Raw genomic sequence first — 17,954 nt, 5'->3', positions numbered from 1 at the left:
AAATAAACAGAGCAGACTCAATTGTTATCTAAATATTCTTGAAAGTTTCAATTGCTTTAAGGCGTGTTTCTTTTAAATCTACTATGGGTTTTGGATAATTTAAACCAAGATCGGTTTTGCTTGAGTAGGGGTCATGAATCGTTTTATTGTCCAAATGAGTCAATTCTTTTATCCATTGGCGAATATATTCACCCTCCGGATCAAACTTCTTTGATTGAGCAATTGGGTTGAAAATCCGAAAATAAGGTACGGCATCTGTTCCTGTTGAGGCACACCATTGCCAACCGCCATTATTTGCGGCGAGGTCACCATCAATTAAATGTTGCATAAACCATTGTTCACCAATGCGCCAATCAATCAAAAGATTTTTACATAAAAACATGGCCGTAATCATACGTACTCGATTATGCATCCAGCCTGTTTGTAAAAGTTGTCGCATCCCAGCATCAACAATAGGAATACCGGTTTGACCCGTTTGCCATGCGGTTAAATGTTCTGGATTATGGTTCCATTTAATCTTCTGAGTATCTTTCTTAAACGGGATGTGTTTAGAAACATGCGGAAAATCAAATAAAATATGTTGGTAGAACTCTCTCCAAAGAAGTTCGTCTAACCATGTTTGTTGGCCTTCATTGACTAAGTGAAAGTTGCCATGTTGATTGCGAAAGAGTGCTTGTAAACACTGTCGAATAGATAAAATACCAATATTTAAATAAGGTGAAAGCTTACTTGTAGCTTGTATATGAGGAAAATCGCGCTCGACTTTATAGTGACAAACCGATTCTTCAATAAATTGATCTAATTGTTCTAATGCGTATTGTTCGCCAACAGGCCATAAATCTTGCTGTTCTTTTGAGAGAGATGAGCAAAATAGTTTTTCAATTTCGTCTAAATCAATATTTTTCCCCTGTAAAAAATCTAGTGGTACTTCATTTTGTTTATTAGGGACCGGATAACATTGAGATAAACCGCTTGTGTCGAGCTTTGTATAACAAGCTTTTTTGAATGCACTAAATACTTGATATGGTTGTTGTGATTGGTTACGGATTGAACGTAAAGGAAAAATAGTACGGTCATGGAATAAAAATAGTTCTTTGCCATGCCGATTTAAATAGTCTTGTACATTTTTATCTCTTTTTAATTCATTTACGCCTATTTCGATATTGGCATACACGTTTTCAATATTATATTTCTTGCTGAAATCAGAAATAAAGTTTGCGATCTCTTTCCAATAGGGAATGACTTGAATAACTAGTGGAATATGAAGTGCTGCTAACTCTTTCTGAAGCGTTCTGAGTTGTCGTAAATAAAAACTTATTTTTATTGGAGCATCGGCGTGTTGTTTCCATTGCTCTGGCGATAAGATGACTAAACCGAGTGAAGGTCCTTGCTGGCTGGCGTGCCATAAAGCTGCATGATCATGTATACGCAAATCTTGGCGAAACCAAATGAGCTGATAAGCATTTGACATGCAAGTCCCTAAAAATAAATTAACTCTATGAATATTATATAAATTAAAGACATAAAAAAAGCAAAGCCGAAGCTTTGCCTTTTATTATCTTCTAAAAGAAGACTTAGTGGTGGTGACCACCCGCACCGTGTACGTGACCGTGATCTAATTCTTCTTGAGAAGCTTCACGGATTTCTACGATTTCAACTTCAAAAGTTAAATCTTGACCAGCAAGTGGGAAGTTTGCATCAACGATAACGTTGTCACCTTCAACTGCTTTAACAGTAACGATTTGAACGCCGTCATCTGTTTGAGCTTGGAATTGCATACCTGGTTGAATGTTATCAACGCCTTGGAACATTTGAGCAGGAACTTCTTGTACTAGGTCTGGGTTATATTCGCCATAACCTTCAGCAGCTGGTACGTTAACAGTGAATTTATCACCAACAGTCTTACCAGTTAATGCATTTTCTAAACCAGGAATGATGTTGCCTGCGCCATGCAAATAGGCAAGTGGTTCACCTTGAGATTGATCAAGTGTTTCACCCTCAGCGTTTGTTAATTTATAGTGGAATGAAACCACGTGGTTATTTGCAATTGCAGTCATGTTTTTGATCCATTCAATCAATTAAAGCGTACATCATAAAGTGAAAAATAAATTTTGTAGACTACAAAATCTCAATCTTTAACACTTTTTCTAATGCGTTTTTATCTAAATAGGGATGAACTTAAAAAATTCAACTCAATACAGCTTAATTTTTGGTCGTACTCGTCTTGTAAGTAAATCTTTCATTGTGAGTAGTCCAGCTTGAGTGTATCCGTGAATTGTTGCTTGATGTAAACGGTATAAAGATACATACATCGTTTTGGCAATATATCCTTGGACACTGACATCCCCCAGTAATTCTCCAACCGCTTTATTACGACTTAAAGACACAAGTGAACCTTTGTCATTAAAAGTAAACATCGGTTGTGATCGACCATTTAGTCTAGCAGCCATAGCATCGACTAAAAAGCTTGCTTGTTGACTAGCAACTTGAGCGCGTGGTCCGAGAGGCGGGTGTCTTGCATCAAGTTGGCAATGCGCACAATCACCAAATGCAAATACATTAGGATCGGAATAGGTCTGCAGCGTTGCATAGACCATTAAGCGGTTAATATTGTCACGTTCGAAATCGCTAAGACTTTCAAGTACTTTTGGTGCTTTTACCCCAGCTGCCCATACCGTAATATCACTGTTGAGCTGGTTACCATTACTAAAATAGATACAGTGTTCATCAATTTTTTCAACCCGGTGCTTAGTTAAAATTTCAACACCCATTTTTTGAAGCTGTTTTGCGCTATGTTCAGCTGTTTTTTCACTTAGGGCAGGGAGGATGCGTTCTGAGGCCTCAATGAGTGTAATTTTGACTTGATTCGGATGGATCTTTTTTAAACCATAGCGATAAAAGTTTTTGGTCGTTTCAATCAGTTCAGCCGCAAGTTCGACACCTGTTGCCCCCGCACCAATAATTCCAATATTTAATGTACGTTGATCGGGTTGATTTTGCGCTTCGATATATAAATGTAAAAGATCTTGCTGGAAAATATCCGCCTGTTTACGGCTATCGAGGAAATGGCAGTTTTCACGAACACCGGGTGTATTGAAATCATTTGATACTGAACCAAGCGCTAAAACCAGTGTATCGTAACTGAGTTGTTGAATATGGGTATTTTGTTCTTTAGAGACTTGAGGGGGAATTAAATCAATTATTTTCTTATCTTTATTTACTGCTGTTAATGTTCCCAACACAAATTCATAGTGGTGTTTCTTTGCATGGGCAAAATAATTGGTTTGCTCTTCGTGAGGATTTAAAGAACCCGCCGCAATTTCATGAAGTAATGGTTTCCAGATATGAGTTAAATTTTGGTCAACCAATGTAATTTTGGCTTTACCATTTTTCCCAAAAGTTTCACCAAGTTGTGTGGCGAGTTCTAAACCACCAGCACCACCACCGACAATAACAATATGATGTAAGTTTTGGGTCATTTTTATCACCTAATTATTTTTCTATAAAAAAAAGATGGCTGAATTATGCCATCTTTTCTTTATAAAATTTATTGTGCATCTGTGCACAATTTGATGTTTTTAGTGCGAATCTATAGGGTAGAGTTTTGCTGCACTGTGCTCACTTGATGAAAAGATTGAGAATAGGCTTGAGAACCACATCATAATTCTTTGGAAAATATTTGCTTCTTCAATGTGTACATCATTTTCAATTTGAAGACTGCGAATGAGCTGGTTGTTTTGATAAATTGAAACTGTTGCCAAATTCATCGCTTTCATTAACGGTGCTGTTAACTTTTGCTCATTTAACTGAATATTTACACGTGTTTGAGTTGTTTCAAGTGGAGCAATAACTTTAGGTTGTTGATTGCTATCAAGAACTTGAATACGCTGTGTAGCATAATCAAACGTATTTAAATCAATTGGTGTTGGCTCAGCATATAAAGAAGTCGTAACAATGGTTGGCTGCTTAGTTTCTACTTTAAACATTTTTAAAGTTGATTTAATAACAGGCAATTCAGCAATTAATTTTTGCTCAGGAATAACTACTTCATCACGTGTATAAGCATAAGCAAGATTCATTAATTTATCTGCAATTTCAGCACGTTTCACGGCACTTGGTGTACCTAAGACAATTACCAGTAAACGTCTTTGCGGTAAGTTCGGTGAAAATGAAGGGCGTGAAGCTGTTAGAGCCAAGTTATAACCTGCTGCTTTGGTATAGCCAGTTTTTAAGCCATCTACAGATGGATCATATTTGAGCGCAAGGTTCGTCGCATGGTGAAAACGTTGATTGTAGCTAAAGCTCGGCATTTTCGAATAATGTAAATATTCAGGGGTCTGGTGAATCACTGCCTGACTTAATAAGCTCAAATCATGAGCTGTCGTGTAATGATCCGGCATTGTAATACCAGCAGGATTACTAAAGTGCGTGTCTTTCATACCCAGTGCTTGTGCTTCTTGATTCATACGCTGTACGAAATGAGGCACATCACCAGAAATTTTTTCAGCCAAAGTCACAGCTGCATCATTTGCAGACATAACAATTAAACCAGCCAAGAGCTGATCAACTGAAATTTGCTCGCCCGCTTTGAGGTACATTTGTGATTCATCCCACTGCACCACGCTTACGACTGGTGTTGCAGTAATGACTTCGTTCAGTTTTAACTTTCCAGCCTTAATCTCTTTTAATGCAATGTAGGCCACCATCATTTTGGTTAAAGATGCTGGCGCACGTTGTACATGACTATTATGCTCAGCAATAATTTGACCAGATTGGGTATCTACAATTGTCCATGCAGCGGCTTCAACACTTTCAGAAGCAATATTAAGTAGAGCAGCATTGGTAAGAGTAGTACAGAAAATACTAAACAGCGTAAAAAGAGATAGGAAGAATTTCACTAGGTGACCTTGACGTTTACTGGCAAATACGGAACACAGATGCCCAGCATGCTATGCCTTTTTTTTGTAGAAGGCTAGTGTGAATTGTTGCCAAAAAATACATCTACGCAAGTCGATACAAAAAAGTGATAATCTAATGTGAAACCGTTCTTATTTTTAAATTGAAGAATTTATGTTGCATTATCAAATTGAGTTCGATGATTACAAACAACACCTTGTTCACGTGACAATTCGCTTTTTAGCGAATCCAAATCAGGAACTATGGTTACCAACGTGGATTCCGGGCAGTTATCTCATTCGAGAGTTTTCTAAGCACATCGAGGCAGTAAAGGCCTATGATGAAGCTGGACGCATGCTCAATATTAAAAAGACTGAAAAAAATCGCTGGCGTTTATTTAACACCGATCACGAGTTAATTACTGTTGAATATGATGTTTATGCATATGATTTATCAGTACGTGGCGCTTATGTAGATCAAACGCGTTTATATATTAACCCTGCCTGTGTGTGTTTAGGCTTAGAAGGCCAAGAACAATCTGCATGTGAATTAGAAATCTTTTTGCCGGATGAATTAAAACACTTTCAGTTAGCAACAGGATTAGCTTCAAAAAGTTTAGTAAAAGGACGTTTTACTTTAAAAGCTGATCATTATGATCAACTCATTGATAGTCCATTTGAACTGGCTGATCAAACGCGTTTTAGCTTCGAAACGCATGGAATTGAACATGAGTTTGTAATTTCAGGTACTCACGCTACGAATGTTGATCGTTTAAAAACGGATATTGAAAAAATTTGTGCAGCCGAAATTGATCTGTTTGGTTCGGCACCGTTTAAAAACTATACCTTCATGACCATGGCAACAGGGAATAGTTACGGTGGGCTAGAGCATTGCAATAGCACAAGTCTGATTACTCCACGAGATGATTTGCCGAAATCGAATGAACCTACTGAACCTTCGAAAGATTATCAACGTTTCTTAGGTTTATGCAGTCATGAATATTTTCATTCTTGGTTAGTAAAGTTTATCCGTCCAGAAAATTTTGCGAACTACAACCTGCATCAAGAAGGCTATACCTCGCTACTGTGGATTTTTGAAGGGTTTACTTCGTATTACGATGATTTAATTTTATTACGTAGTGGCGTGATTTCCCAAAAGTCTTATTTAGATTTGTTGAAGTCACAGATTGATCGCTATTTGCAAAACCCGGGACGTTTTGTTCAAACAGTAGCAGAATCAAGTTTTGATGCTTGGATTAAATTTTATCGTCAAGATGAAAATTCGAATAATGCAGGCACGAGCTATTATAACAAAGGTGCATTAGTTGCCTTGTGTTTAGACTTAGGCTTACGTTTACGTGGTTCTAGCCTTGATGCCTTAATGCGTCGATTGTATGAAAATACGCAAAACGGTGTTCAGGTTAATGAGCGTACAATTTTTGATTTATGCGAAGAGCTAACAGGTGATAGTTGGTTAGAGCAAATCAATCATTTGATTAATACTACTGAAGAGTTACCACTCGATCAGTTATTCCCTGAGTTTGGTTTAAGTTATACGCTTAAAAATGATAAGACTTTAGCTTATGGTTTAAAGCTAGCTGATAAGCCTGAAGGTGTGTTAGTACAAAATGCTCACCGTGAGGGAGCTGGTGCTAAAGCGGGTATTTCTGCTAATGATGTCATTATTGCAATTGATGGACTAAAAGCGACCACAAAACTTATTGAGAAATATGCTAAACAAAAGGGTAATTACTCAGTCTTGGCTTTCCGCCGTGATGAGTTATTGTCGTTTGAAGTTACAAGTGACAGCATAAACTTAACTGAAGTTGAACTTATTATTGAAGATCAAAGCAAAGCTGACAAATGGTTAAAAGCCTAAATAACCGTTAATTAATTTATAAAAAACCGATGTTTCGTGCATCGGTTTTTGTTTTTTCCTAACTTCAAAACATAGAAAGAGTCTTTATCTTTGAGTTTGTTTTGAATGAAAAGTATAATAATTGTCAGAACTCTGAAAGATATCTCATGTAATTTAAGACTGTTCTATACCTAAAAAGTTGGTAAAAGCACATTTATTACCATAAGTTAGGTATAAGATTATTATCGATAGATTTAAATTATGTATTATTTCGCTGCGAAATGTCGTTATCACTGGATATTTCGTTGACTGAAAGCCAATGAGAGTCGATACTCTCAGGGTTTTATTTAAGCATATCGGTTCGTAGGCACTGGGCCAAAAGCTCGGTCCTCAAAACTCAATTCAACGGAAGGGGCTATATATGGCTGGTGAAAAGTCAACCATCATTTACACACTGACTGACGAGGCGCCATTATTGGCGACTTATTCGCTACTGCCGATCATTGAGACCTTTACTAAGCCAGCTGGTATCGAGATTGTTAAAAGTGACATCTCTGTAGCTGCACGTGTGCTCGCAGAATTCGCTGACTACCTAAGTGAAGAGCAAAAGGTATCCGACAACCTTGCTGAGCTAGGTCGTCTTACACAAGATCCAGATACTAACATTATCAAACTCCCAAATATTAGTGCCTCTGTTGCGCAATTGACAGCATGTATTAAAGAACTTCAATCTAAAGGTTATGCAATTCCTGACTATCCGGAAAACCCAGCGACTGAAGAAGAAAAAACAATCAAAGCTCGTTATGGCAAATGCCTAGGTTCAGCAGTAAACCCTGTTCTTCGTGAAGGTAACTCTGACCGTCGTGCTCCTGCTGCCGTTAAAAATTACGCTAAGAAACACCCTCACTCAATGAGCGAGTGGAAACAATGGTCGCAAACTCACGTTTCACACATGGAAGAAGGTGACTTCTACCACGGTGAAAAGTCAATGACACTTGACCGTCCACGCAATGTAAAAATGGAACTTATCACAAACAGTGGTAAGAGCATTGTTCTTAAGCCAAAAGTTGCGCTTCAAGAAGGCGAAATCATTGACTCAATGTTCATGAGCAAAAAAGCGCTTTGCGACTTCTATGAGAAACAACTTGATGACTGCCGTGAAGCAGGAATTTTATTCTCATTACACGTAAAAGCGACAATGATGAAAGTTTCACACCCGATCGTTTTCGGTCACTGTGTGAAAATCTACTATAAAGAAGCTTTCGAAAAACACGGTAAGTTGTTTGACGAATTAGGTATTAACGTAAATAACGGTATGGCTGGGTTATACGAGAAAATCGAAACTCTTCCAACCTCATTACGTGAAGAAATCATTGAAGATTTACATGCTTGCCAAGAACACCGTCCTGCACTTGCGATGGTTGACTCAGCAAAAGGTATCACTAACTTCCATTCACCTAACGACATCATCGTAGATGCTTCTATGCCTGCAATGATCCGTGCTGGTGGTAAAATGTGGGGTGCTGATGGTAAGCAATACGATGCTAAGGCAGTAATGCCAGAATCAACATTTGCCCGTATTTACCAAGAAATGATCAATTTCTGTAAATGGCATGGTAACTTTGATCCAAAAACAATGGGTACAGTACCAAACGTTGGTTTGATGGCTCAAAAAGCTGAAGAATACGGTTCTCACGACAAGACTTTTGAAATTCCTGAAGCAGGTATTGCAAACATTACTGATCTTGACACTGGTGAAGTGTTATTGACTCAAAATGTTGAAGAAGGCGATATCTGGCGTATGTGTCAGGTGAAAGACGCTCCGATTCGTGACTGGGTAAAACTTGCAGTAACTCGTGCACGTAACTCAGGCATGCCTGCGATCTTCTGGCTTGACCCATATCGTCCACACGAAAATGAATTGATCAAGAAAGTACAGAAGTACTTAAAAGATCACGATACGACTGGTCTTGATATCCAGATCATGTCTCAAGTACGTGCAATGCGTTACACACTTGAGCGTGTAGTTCGTGGCCTCGATACAATTTCTGTAACCGGTAACATCTTACGCGACTACTTAACTGACTTGTTCCCAATTATGGAACTTGGTACTTCTGCGAAAATGTTGTCTATCGTTCCGCTTATGGCGGGTGGTGGCATGTACGAAACTGGTGCGGGTGGTTCAGCACCTAAACACGTACAACAACTTGTTGAAGAAAACCACTTACGTTGGGATTCGCTTGGTGAGTTCCTTGCGCTTGCAGTTTCTCTAGAAGAAATGGGTATTAAAGAAAATAATGCTCGTGCGAAGTTACTTGCGAAGACACTTGATGAAGCGACTGGTAAATTGCTTGACAATGACAAGTCTCCATCACGTCGTACAGGCGAACTTGACAACCGTGGCAGTCACTTCTACTTGTCACTTTACTGGGCAGAAGCACTTGCTGCACAGAACGAAGATGCTGAGTTGAAAGCTAAATTTGCTCCACTTGCAAAAGCATTAGCTGAAAACGAACAGAAGATCGTTGCTGAGCTTGCTCAAGTACAAGGTAAACCAGCTGATATCGGTGGTTACTATGCAGTTGACCCAGCGAAAGTAAGCGCTGTAATGCGTCCAAGTGCTACATTTAATGCAGCGCTTTCAACTGTTCAGGCTTAATTACTAATTCATTAGTACATAGCTAAAAGCCGGTGCATAAGCACCGGCTTTTTATTTTTATAAAATAAAAGTCATTAAAAAAAGCCCACTAACGTGAGCTTTAAAACTTAAATATTTTTATCGGCTATTGCGGCTACGACCACGTGGTGCTTTGGTATTTGGACGCGTTGTACCGTTAGTCTTACGACGCGGTTTTTCACTTTCATCCATTTGCCAAATACGCTTTGTACCAGATTTTTTTGCAGAACCATCTTTGTTCTTGCGAACCATTGGCTTACCGCCAGTGCCACCTGGTTTTTTCACATATGAACGTGAACGATAAGGTTGTTCAGCCGGAACATCTTTAAAGTCTGGGTAGAGTAGAGGCTCAATTTCTTTGGTTTCGCCCGGTTGTAATCCCAATTGAACTAAGTCAATCGTACCAATTTTTGTACGAATGAGACGTAAAGTCGGAAAACCTACCGCAGAGGTCATGCGACGGACTTGGCGGTTACGACCTTCACAAATAGAGATTTCAATCCAAGATGTTGGAATGCTGGCACGGTAACGTACAGGAGGATCGCGGTCCCATAACCATTCAGGCTCACTTACCTTAATTGCTTTAGCTGGTAAAGTCATACCATCATTAAGCTCTACACCCTTACGAAGCTGCTCGAGTGCTTCTTCTGTTACATCGCCATCAACTTGAACTAAATACGTTTTGTATTTTTTATTCGCAGGGTTGGTAATGAACTGATTCAAACCACCATGATCAGTTAAGAAAACTAAACCCTCAGAGTCCATATCAAGACGGCCTGCTATGCGCAAAGTCGGGTCATCTACAAAGTCAGAGACCGTCATGTGTGCTTCGTCTTTACGAAACTGGGAGAGAACGTCATATGGTTTGTTGAGAATGACGATTTTCATAAAAAATGACTTCTTCTTTCAAATAAGCGGTAAAAACATTGAGCTATATTTAAGTGCGAAATTTGCTTATTTCCCACATAAATCTCAAAAAGGGTTAAATTCGATTAAGCTATTATGCGTTAATAAAAGTTGAAAGTATTGTTTATCGATAATTATTTTTGTTTGGTTAGTTAAATATTATAAAAGGGAGAATCTACATAATGGGTTATCAGAAGATCGTGGTTCCTGCCGACGGTGATAAAATTACAGTAAAAGCAGACCTGTCACTGAATGTACCAAATCATCCAATTATTCCTTTCATTGAGGGTGACGGTATTGGTGTAGATATTACACCGGCAATGAAAAAAGTTGTTGATGCGGCAATTTTAAAAGCCTATGGCGGCAAACGCTCTATTGAATGGATGGAAGTGTATTGCGGTGAAAAGGCCAATAAAATTTACGGTACTTATATGCCGGAAGAAACCTTTGAAGCGCTGCGTGAATTTGTAGTTTCAATTAAAGGCCCTTTAACTACACCAGTCGGTGGTGGCATTCGTTCACTTAATGTTGCACTACGCCAAGAACTGGATTTGTATGTATGTGTGCGTCCTGTGCGTTGGTTCCAAGGCGTCCCTTCACCTGTTCAACATCCTGAGTTAACTGACATGGTGATTTTCCGTGAAAACTCGGAAGATATTTATGCAGGTATTGAATGGAAAGCAGATTCTGAAGAAGCTAAAAAAGTTATTAAATTCCTTCAAGAAGAAATGGGGGTCACAAAAATTCGTTTCCCTGAAGGATGTGGTATTGGTATTAAACCCGTTTCCAAAGAAGGAACACAGCGCTTAGTTCGTAAGGCCATTCAGTTTGCAATCGATAATGACAAACCTTCGGTGACTCTTGTTCATAAAGGCAACATTATGAAATATACCGAAGGTGCCTTTAAAGAATGGGGGTATGAGTTAGCGCTAGATCGTTTCGGTGGTGAATTAATCGATGGTGGCCCATGGGTTAAAATTAAGAATCCTAAAAATGGTAAAGACATCATTATTAAAGACGTGATTGCAGATGCTTTCTTGCAACAAATCTTGATGCGTCCTGCTGACTACTCTGTAATTGCAACCCTTAATTTAAATGGTGACTATATTTCAGATGCTTTAGCAGCAGAAGTAGGGGGAATCGGGATTGCGCCAGGTGCGAATATTGGTGGAGCTATTGCAGTGTATGAAGCAACGCATGGCACTGCACCTAAATATGCTGGGCAAGATAAAGTCAACCCGGGTTCAATTATTCTCTCTGCTGAAATGATGCTCCGTGATATGGGGTGGACAGAAGCAGCGGACCTGATTATTAAAGGTATTTCAGGAGCGATTGCAGCTAAAACCGTAACTTACGATTTTGAGCGTTTAATGCCGGGAGCGACCTTGTTACGTTGCTCAGAATTTGGCGATGCCATAATTCAGCACATGGAAGATTAAACTTTCATAGAAAAGCCCTCAATTGAGGGCTTTTAAAGTCTTTAGATTTATAATATTGAAAAATAATAAAAAATAAGAATTTAAAACGTTAAAATTTTAGCTAGGAATTAGCCGTATATGCCCACAATATACATGCTAATATCGTTAAACTCAGTAATATTAAGCCTTGCCCATGATGTGTTGCATACAGTGGTACATTTCCAATGGTATGCGTCATTTTGTAGTTTAGAATAGGCCGAATACAAAAGAAAAAAAGCGGTAATGATAAAATCACTGTATTACTAATTTTAATTGTATGGCGAAAATAGTAACTAAATAGTCCTATTAGGGCGGCATACAATAATGTTTTAAATAGCACCTCTCCACTGGTGTATATATCTATACCGAGATAAAAATTAAACTTCCATATCAGAAGACTAACTGTAGCAATTATTGCGATAATACCTACAACAACGGCATTTGCTGGGTTTGATACATTGAACATTTTTAGAGTTTTTAATTGATATAAATTAATTTGCTTAAAATATATATTATAAAAACATAGAGTACAGTGACGATTTTTAACTTTATAAAACTCCCTAAAAATCCTCATTTAGACATTTTGAGACTCAAGCGAGTTTGAGCTTGTTTCTTTAAATACCCATAGGGCAAAACAAAATATGATCACGATGAGTAGCCCTAAACTTTGACCATGACCCGAGAGATAAAACGGAACATCTGGGATAGTTTGAATGGCTTTGTAGTCAAGAATTGGCTCTAGCCAAAAGTATGCAAATGGAACAGCAATTAAAAATTGTGTTGTAAACTCAATATGATTGCGTGTTAAAAAGCCCAAAATAGCTGCTGTGAGAATATAGATAACAATCCTTACCGAGACTTCGTATGATGTTGTCATATCTAGTGCAAAGATGGTCTGACACTTAAATGCCAGTAATAAAACACCGATAAAAGCGAACATCGCCAAGAGCTTTAAAAGCTCATCAATATAATTGTTATTGCTCATGTTTTGCTCAATTTTAAGTATTAAAAATTATAAATTTTGACTGAATATAGATCAGAAAATAGCTCTCTACATTGACATAATATGACATTTTTTGTCAGTTAAGTATTTTAATAAGGCTACTAAAATAGTTGTTATGCGGTTTGTTCTACTGATCTATTCATTAATTTTTATTTTGACAATATACGACTACTCAATGGAAAAGCCCCTGATATATCGGGGCATTTTTTATTGCATAAATTCCGGATGCTTCTGGGGCTTAGAGATACCAATTTTCTTTTGATAGCTTTGGTCTAAAGCCTGAATAATGAGTACGAAAATAATCAAAAAGAGAGGAAAGAATAAAGTTTTCACGATTTGGTTTCTCCGAGAGTGTTCGGCGGGGAAGAACGGATAGGAATTAAAAGGCTCAATGCAAATAACAAAACAATGCCGCCCATTAAAAACAGATGGGCATAAGACCAATGCAAGTGATGTAAAGTACTAATAACAACGCCACCTAATAACTGAGTGCTGGCAAACCCAATGGTGGCAAGGCTCCAGATTTTTTGATAACGCTGTTCATAAATCTGTAGCAGGCTGTAAGAGCTAATAAATACGGTGGCAGGTGTGAGTAAACCTGTAAGAAAGGACGATAAAGTGAGCAAAGCAGTAGCATGTGAAAAAAATGGTAGGGCAACTGCCAAGCAATAGACACCGTATAGACATTTAATTGCCTGCAAATATCCAATAAGGCGGCTTAAACAATACGCCACAAAGGCGCCAACACAACTTCCGACCCCATAAAGAACCCAAAATAAGTTTCGTTGTTGCAATGGAAAATGTAGGGTCCCCGATAAATAGTCCATCCAAAACAAAGAGTGAGGGATATATGCAAAAGCACTGCACATATAAGCAATAATAATGACCAGTCCTAAACGTGAATGTATGAAGTTTTGAGGAGCGTGATTGGCCGTTTGAACGGACTCGGTAGGTGGGTGCCTTAATAACTGTAAAAGTACCAAACTGCCAATAATGGAAATGACGGCAAAAATTTCCCAGACATATTGAACAGGCATATTTTTAAGTGCAGGAATAATGAGAGTGGCAGATAACACGCCTGCGCCAATACCACTAAACCCTAAAAAATTGACTTTGAGCCTTTGGCTAATTGCAATATTTTTCATGGCAAAGCTGGGCGCTAAAATCATGAGTAGGCCACCTGCGATACCTGAAATGGTGCGCCAGAGAATAAACCAAGCCAGAGACATGTGTATAAACGAACAGCAGAGTAGGCTTAAGCTGCCTAAAACCGCCGAAGTCATAATCAAAGCAGGTATAGATTTTTCTTTAATGCTAAACAGGGCCAATAGTGCGCCAACCAGATAGCCCAATAAATTTGCACTTCCTAAGTAGCTTGCAAAGTCGTGAGTCCATCCATATTGCACAATCATAATAGGCATGAGTGCGGTATAGGAAAATCTAAAAATACCAATTCCTAGGCAAGTCGCTAAAAAGACAAGCAGGCTCATTCGATAGAACGTAGACATGAGAAATCTCTCAATTTTTTTATTATTAAAAGCGAGTTTATTTATCATTAGAAATAATTTAATATGATATTAATTATCTTGTTTTGAGATAGTGGCATGTTGCTTAAGTCTTTAGAGTTTTTTTTAGCGGTTGCAGAGAGTGGAAGTTTTTCATTGGCTGCACAAAAAATGTGTACGGTTCAATCCAATATCACGAGCCACGTGAAAAAGCTTGAAGAAGAGTTAGGTGTGATTTTATTAAATCGTCATAACCCCGTTACATTAACCAATGCAGGACACCAGCTACATAGTTATGCTGTGCAAATGATCGCACTGCATAATAAAGCGAAGACAATCTTCCGAGAAGGTGATATTGACCCGAATGAAACTATTCGTTTGGGCAGTATGGAAACGACAGCAGCAATACGACTTCCTCAATTGCTTAATGAATGTATGCAGCAACATCCGAATCTGCCGCTTGAACTTCAAACTCACCCGACAGGATATTTGTTAAATGCTGTGCAACAAGGAGAAGTCGATTGTGCTTTTGTCGCTTCTAAATATGTGATTCCAGAGCTATATAGTTTTCCGGTGTGGCAAGAACAACTGGTTTTGGTTTGCCCAAAACAACAAATTGATTTTCCCGACATTGCCACCCTCGCAAAGACTCGTTTTATTGCATTTCGACAAGGATGTTCCTATCGGCATGCAATTGAGTTGTTTTTAAATGATCACAGTGTGCCACCTTCGCAAATTATGGAAATGGGCAGTCTGGATGGCATTGTAAGCTGTGTGGAATTAGGTGTCGGTTTTGCTTTATTGCCAAAGTCATATCTGAATAAAGTAGCCGATAAAGTCTCATTAAGTTGTTTTGAAATTAACACTGAATCTGCACATTTCACTACTTATTTGGTCGCTCAGCCTCCTGAAACATGGGGCAGTAATCTAAAGCAATTTATTTGTTTTATTGAGCAACAATTTATACAGAAATGCGCTTAATTTTTATACATAAATATCTAACGTAACTTATGTTTTAAAAGTGATATATATGTATTTAAAAGTCATTTTATATTCTCATTCAGATCGGTAATGATCTGCATGCTAGAAAATTGTTGAAAAGGGTAGTTTATATAGGCCGGCTATGGTCAAATATGCCCCCTTAAAAGATGACACAAGCAATAATTTGGAGTTTGGGAATGAATATACCCTTAATCATCAATATTGTGGTTTTTGTCGGGTTAATATTTTTACTCGCCCAAACACGTAAAACGGACTGGAGCTTATCTAAAAAAGTTCTAGCTGGCTTAATTTTAGGTGTAGTGTTTGGTTTAGGACTACATTTGATTTATGGCGGTGGCCATCCGATTCTTGCTGAATCTATTAGCTGGTTTAATATTGTTGGTAACGGCTATGTAAAACTTTTACAAATGGTCGTGATGCCTTTGGTCTTTGTTTCGATTTTAGGTGCAGTAGCGAAGCTACACCAAGCCTCTTCTTTAGGAAAAATCAGCTTCTACACCATCGGGACTTTGTTATTTACCACACTCATCGCTGCGCTGGTTGGGGTATTTGTGACGAACTTGTTTGGTTTAACTGCCAAAGGTTTGGTACAAGGGGCGGCTGAAACAGCTCGACTTACTGCAATTCAGACTGACTATGTGGGTAAAGTAACAGACTTAAGTGTACCGCAATTTATTCTTTCTTTTATCCCGAGTAACCCTTTTGCTGAGTTAACGGGTGCAAATCCGACTTCAATTATTAGCGTGGTTATCTTTGCTGTCTTTTTAGGGATAGCAGCACTCAACCTAATGAAAGATGACGCAGAAAAAGGTCAACGTATTCTGACGGCTATTCAGACATTACAGTCTTGGGTAATGAAGCTTGTTCGTTTAGTGATGACGCTTACACCATATGGTGTTTTTGCCCTCATGACGAAAGTTGTGGCAAGTTCAAATGTCGCAGATATCTTGAACCTAGGCGGTTTCTTGGTGGCGTCTTATTTAGGTTTGGCGATTATGTTCGTCGTGCATGCTATTATTTTGACTCTGACCGGTGTTTCTCCACTTAAGTTCTTCAAGAAAGTTGCTCCAGTTCTAACATTCGCGTTTACGAGTCGTTCAAGTGCTGCAAGTATTCCACTTAGCATTGAGGCGCAAACTCGTCGTTTGGGCGTGCCTGAGTCTATTGCAAGTTTCTCTGCTTCTTTTGGTGCCACTATTGGACAAAATGGTTGTGCGGGTTTATATCCAGCCATGCTCGCAGTCATGGTTGCGCCAACTATGGGTATTAACACCCTAGACCCAATGTGGATTGCTTCGTTAGTGGGTATTGTGACTTTAAGTTCAATTGGCGTAGCCGGCGTTGGTGGTGGTGCAACTTTCGCAGCATTGATCGTACTTCCTGCTATGGGCTTACCTGTAACATTGGTTGCTCTTCTTATTTCAATTGAACCACTCATTGATATGGGACGTACTGCGTTAAACGTAAATGGTTCGATGACTGCTGGTGTAGTTACAAGCCAATTTATGGGGCAGACCGACAAAGCTATAATGAATAGCGAAGATGAAATTGAATTAACTCAACATCATTAAGAGTTAATATTAAACGGCTCTCCACTCTGGATGAGCCGTTTTTTTATATGTGTAACTTGCAACTGTGATGTTAATTTTTAAAAAACTGTATCTATTTTTCTTTTAAATAATTTTCGAAAATGAGCCTATTAAGAAAGAGAGCACTAACATGAAAATGTATCAAGTCGATGCTTTTACCAAAGAGCTATTTCGTGGAAATCCGGCTGCTGTGATTATTGGAAAAGAGTGGCCAAATGCAGATTTAATGCAAAAGATAGCACTTGAAAATAACTTATCTGAGACTGCTTTTGTAAAAATTATAGACTCTGAAAATTATGAAATACGCTGGTTTACTCCAACGGTTGAGGTGGATTTTTGTGGGCATGCGACTCTTGCGAGTGCTTTCGTATTATTTAAAGATTTTACTGAGAAAAAGACTCTTAATTTTCATGTACGAAACTTAGGTTTGTTTGTAGTTCATCAAGATGAAGACGGCAAAATCAGAATGGATTTTCCAATTCGTAAAGCTCAGCAAGTTGAAGATTATCCGGCTATTTTACGTCAAGCATTAACAAAACCTTTTAAAGCGGTTTATCAAAATGTTCAAGCCTACATTGTTGAATATGAGTCAGTGCAAGATGTGTTAGATGAGCAACCTGACATGAACTTACTTAAAGCCTTAGGTAAGCGGACTGCAATTACAACTACAGCAATGGATTTTGCAATCACCTCAAAAGCTGACGATCAATATGACTGTGTTTCTCGTTATTTTGCACCTGTCGCAGGCATTGATGAAGACCCGGTTACTGGTTCAATTCATACCGCAATAGCGCCACTATGGGCAGAGAAACTCGCTAAAAATAATATTGTGGCCTATCAGGCTTCTAGCCGTGGAGGCGTATTGTATTGTAATGTCTTAAATCAGGAACGTATTGAAATTTCGGGATATGGCAAACTTTATATGCAAGCCGAAATTTTTCCTTAAAATATAAGGCCGTTTAAATAAACGGCTTTTTTTTCAAATCTTTACTATGAAAGTCAGCTCAAATTTCCTACTATAGTCACACAACTATTGATTTTTTATTATTCAAATTAATTGGT

At 38.4% G+C, this 17,954-nt stretch carries 15 protein-coding genes; 6 read left to right on the top strand and 9 right to left on the bottom strand.

From position 1 onward, the window contains the following. Window positions 1–28: 28 nt before the first annotated feature. The 4 genes from EG365_RS03355 to EG365_RS03340 form a co-directional block, all read right to left on the bottom strand. Window positions 29–1,471 carry a cryptochrome/photolyase family protein gene (locus EG365_RS03355; RefSeq protein WP_000063728.1) on the bottom strand — a complete coding sequence of 481 codons (1,443 nt, stop codon included), beginning with the start codon at window positions 1,469–1,471 and terminating at the stop codon, window positions 29–31. A gap of 103 nt (window positions 1,472–1,574) precedes the next feature. Then, on the bottom strand, window positions 1,575–2,057 hold the full coding sequence (locus EG365_RS03350; protein ID WP_000123995.1) for an FKBP-type peptidyl-prolyl cis-trans isomerase: 483 nt from the start codon (window positions 2,055–2,057) through the stop codon (window positions 1,575–1,577). A gap of 135 nt (window positions 2,058–2,192) precedes the next feature. Next, window positions 2,193–3,479 carry an NAD(P)/FAD-dependent oxidoreductase gene (locus EG365_RS03345; protein ID WP_000193163.1) on the bottom strand — a complete coding sequence of 429 codons (1,287 nt, stop codon included), beginning with the start codon at window positions 3,477–3,479 and terminating at the stop codon, window positions 2,193–2,195. Window positions 3,480–3,578: 99 nt separating this feature from the next. Continuing rightward, window positions 3,579–4,898 carry a D-alanyl-D-alanine carboxypeptidase PBP6B gene (locus EG365_RS03340; RefSeq protein WP_000667917.1) on the bottom strand — a complete coding sequence of 440 codons (1,320 nt, stop codon included), beginning with the start codon at window positions 4,896–4,898 and terminating at the stop codon, window positions 3,579–3,581. Window positions 4,899–5,070: 172 nt separating this feature from the next. On the opposite strand from EG365_RS03340, the gene EG365_RS03335 reads away from it, so the two are divergent. Next, complete coding sequence (locus EG365_RS03335; protein WP_000903512.1) at window positions 5,071–6,774, top strand: M61 family metallopeptidase; 1,704 nt, start codon at window positions 5,071–5,073, stop codon at window positions 6,772–6,774. A gap of 400 nt (window positions 6,775–7,174) precedes the next feature. Continuing rightward, the gene (locus EG365_RS03330) at window positions 7,175–9,412 is read left to right on the top strand and encodes an NADP-dependent isocitrate dehydrogenase (RefSeq protein WP_000896679.1); all 2,238 of its coding nucleotides are present in this window, start codon (window positions 7,175–7,177) and stop codon (window positions 9,410–9,412) included. A 117-nt stretch (window positions 9,413–9,529) separates the two neighbouring features. On the opposite strand, the gene EG365_RS03325 is transcribed toward EG365_RS03330, so the two are convergent. Then, entirely contained in the window at window positions 9,530–10,318 is a 789-nt protein-coding gene (locus EG365_RS03325; protein WP_000706554.1) for an rRNA large subunit pseudouridine synthase E, read from the bottom strand. Window positions 10,319–10,518: 200 nt separating this feature from the next. Here EG365_RS03325 and icd point away from each other — a divergent pair, with 200 nt between their 5' ends. Further along, a complete protein-coding gene (gene icd, locus EG365_RS03320; protein WP_000542119.1) occupies window positions 10,519–11,775 on the top strand; it encodes an NADP-dependent isocitrate dehydrogenase in 1,257 nt (418 codons plus the stop codon). A gap of 100 nt (window positions 11,776–11,875) precedes the next feature. Here the strand turns inward: icd and EG365_RS03315 are convergent, their stop codons facing one another. From EG365_RS03315 to EG365_RS03300, 4 genes are all read right to left on the bottom strand, one after another. Beyond that, window positions 11,876–12,367, bottom strand: a complete 492-nt coding sequence (locus tag EG365_RS03315; RefSeq protein WP_001218091.1) for a hypothetical protein — start codon at window positions 12,365–12,367, stop codon at window positions 11,876–11,878. Continuing rightward, window positions 12,368–12,778: a hypothetical protein gene (locus tag EG365_RS03310; protein WP_000069666.1), complete on the bottom strand. Its 411-nt coding sequence runs from the start codon at window positions 12,776–12,778 to the stop codon at window positions 12,368–12,370. A 225-nt stretch (window positions 12,779–13,003) separates the two neighbouring features. Further along, window positions 13,004–13,129, bottom strand: coding sequence for a hypothetical protein (locus tag EG365_RS03305; protein ID WP_000853581.1), 126 nt, complete (start codon window positions 13,127–13,129; stop codon window positions 13,004–13,006). Next, entirely contained in the window at window positions 13,126–14,304 is a 1,179-nt protein-coding gene (locus EG365_RS03300; protein WP_002016789.1) for a YbfB/YjiJ family MFS transporter, read from the bottom strand. The genes EG365_RS03305 and EG365_RS03300 overlap by 4 nt, the downstream gene beginning before the upstream one ends. A 96-nt stretch (window positions 14,305–14,400) precedes the next feature. Between EG365_RS03300 and EG365_RS03295 the strand changes: the two genes are divergently transcribed. The 3 genes from EG365_RS03295 (at window position 14,401) to EG365_RS03285 (ending at window position 17,838) form a co-directional block, all read left to right on the top strand. After that, the gene (locus EG365_RS03295; protein WP_000925116.1) at window positions 14,401–15,282 is read left to right on the top strand and encodes a LysR family transcriptional regulator; all 882 of its coding nucleotides are present in this window, start codon (window positions 14,401–14,403) and stop codon (window positions 15,280–15,282) included. Window positions 15,283–15,479: 197 nt separating this feature from the next. Continuing rightward, window positions 15,480–16,874, top strand: a complete 1,395-nt coding sequence (locus EG365_RS03290; protein WP_001025080.1) for an L-cystine transporter — start codon at window positions 15,480–15,482, stop codon at window positions 16,872–16,874. Between the two features lie 148 nt (window positions 16,875–17,022). Then, on the top strand, window positions 17,023–17,838 hold the full coding sequence (locus tag EG365_RS03285; RefSeq protein WP_000784939.1) for a PhzF family phenazine biosynthesis protein: 816 nt from the start codon (window positions 17,023–17,025) through the stop codon (window positions 17,836–17,838). Window positions 17,839–17,954: the final 116 nt, after the last annotated feature.

The organism is Acinetobacter sp. FDAARGOS_494 (assembly GCF_003812225.1).
In the GTDB taxonomy this organism is placed as follows: domain Bacteria; phylum Pseudomonadota; class Gammaproteobacteria; order Pseudomonadales; family Moraxellaceae; genus Acinetobacter; species Acinetobacter baumannii.
The sequence above is the reverse complement of the archived record's forward strand: the minus strand, read 5'-3'. Positions and strand labels throughout refer to the sequence as shown.

Bases quoted from the DNA above. Each gene is read 5' to 3' on its own strand.
- EG365_RS03335 (WP_000903512.1), top strand. From the start codon at position 5,071: ATGTTGCATTATCAAATTGAGTTCGATGATTACAAACAACACCTTGTT.
- EG365_RS03325 (WP_000706554.1), bottom strand. From the start codon at position 10,318: ATGAAAATCGTCATTCTCAACAAACCATATGACGTTCTCTCCCAGTTT.
- EG365_RS03310 (WP_000069666.1), bottom strand. From the start codon at position 12,778: ATGAGCAATAACAATTATATTGATGAGCTTTTAAAGCTCTTGGCGATG.
- EG365_RS03355 (WP_000063728.1), bottom strand. From the start codon at position 1,471: ATGTCAAATGCTTATCAGCTCATTTGGTTTCGCCAAGATTTGCGTATA.
- EG365_RS03350 (WP_000123995.1), bottom strand. From the start codon at position 2,057: ATGACTGCAATTGCAAATAACCACGTGGTTTCATTCCACTATAAATTA.
- EG365_RS03290 (WP_001025080.1), top strand. From the start codon at position 15,480: ATGAATATACCCTTAATCATCAATATTGTGGTTTTTGTCGGGTTAATA.
- EG365_RS03285 (WP_000784939.1), top strand. From the start codon at position 17,023: ATGAAAATGTATCAAGTCGATGCTTTTACCAAAGAGCTATTTCGTGGA.
- EG365_RS03295 (WP_000925116.1), top strand. From the start codon at position 14,401: ATGTTGCTTAAGTCTTTAGAGTTTTTTTTAGCGGTTGCAGAGAGTGGA.
- EG365_RS03330 (WP_000896679.1), top strand. From the start codon at position 7,175: ATGGCTGGTGAAAAGTCAACCATCATTTACACACTGACTGACGAGGCG.
- EG365_RS03300 (WP_002016789.1), bottom strand. From the start codon at position 14,304: ATGTCTACGTTCTATCGAATGAGCCTGCTTGTCTTTTTAGCGACTTGC.
- icd (WP_000542119.1), top strand. From the start codon at position 10,519: ATGGGTTATCAGAAGATCGTGGTTCCTGCCGACGGTGATAAAATTACA.
- EG365_RS03345 (WP_000193163.1), bottom strand. From the start codon at position 3,479: ATGACCCAAAACTTACATCATATTGTTATTGTCGGTGGTGGTGCTGGT.
- EG365_RS03315 (WP_001218091.1), bottom strand. From the start codon at position 12,367: ATGAGGATTTTTAGGGAGTTTTATAAAGTTAAAAATCGTCACTGTACT.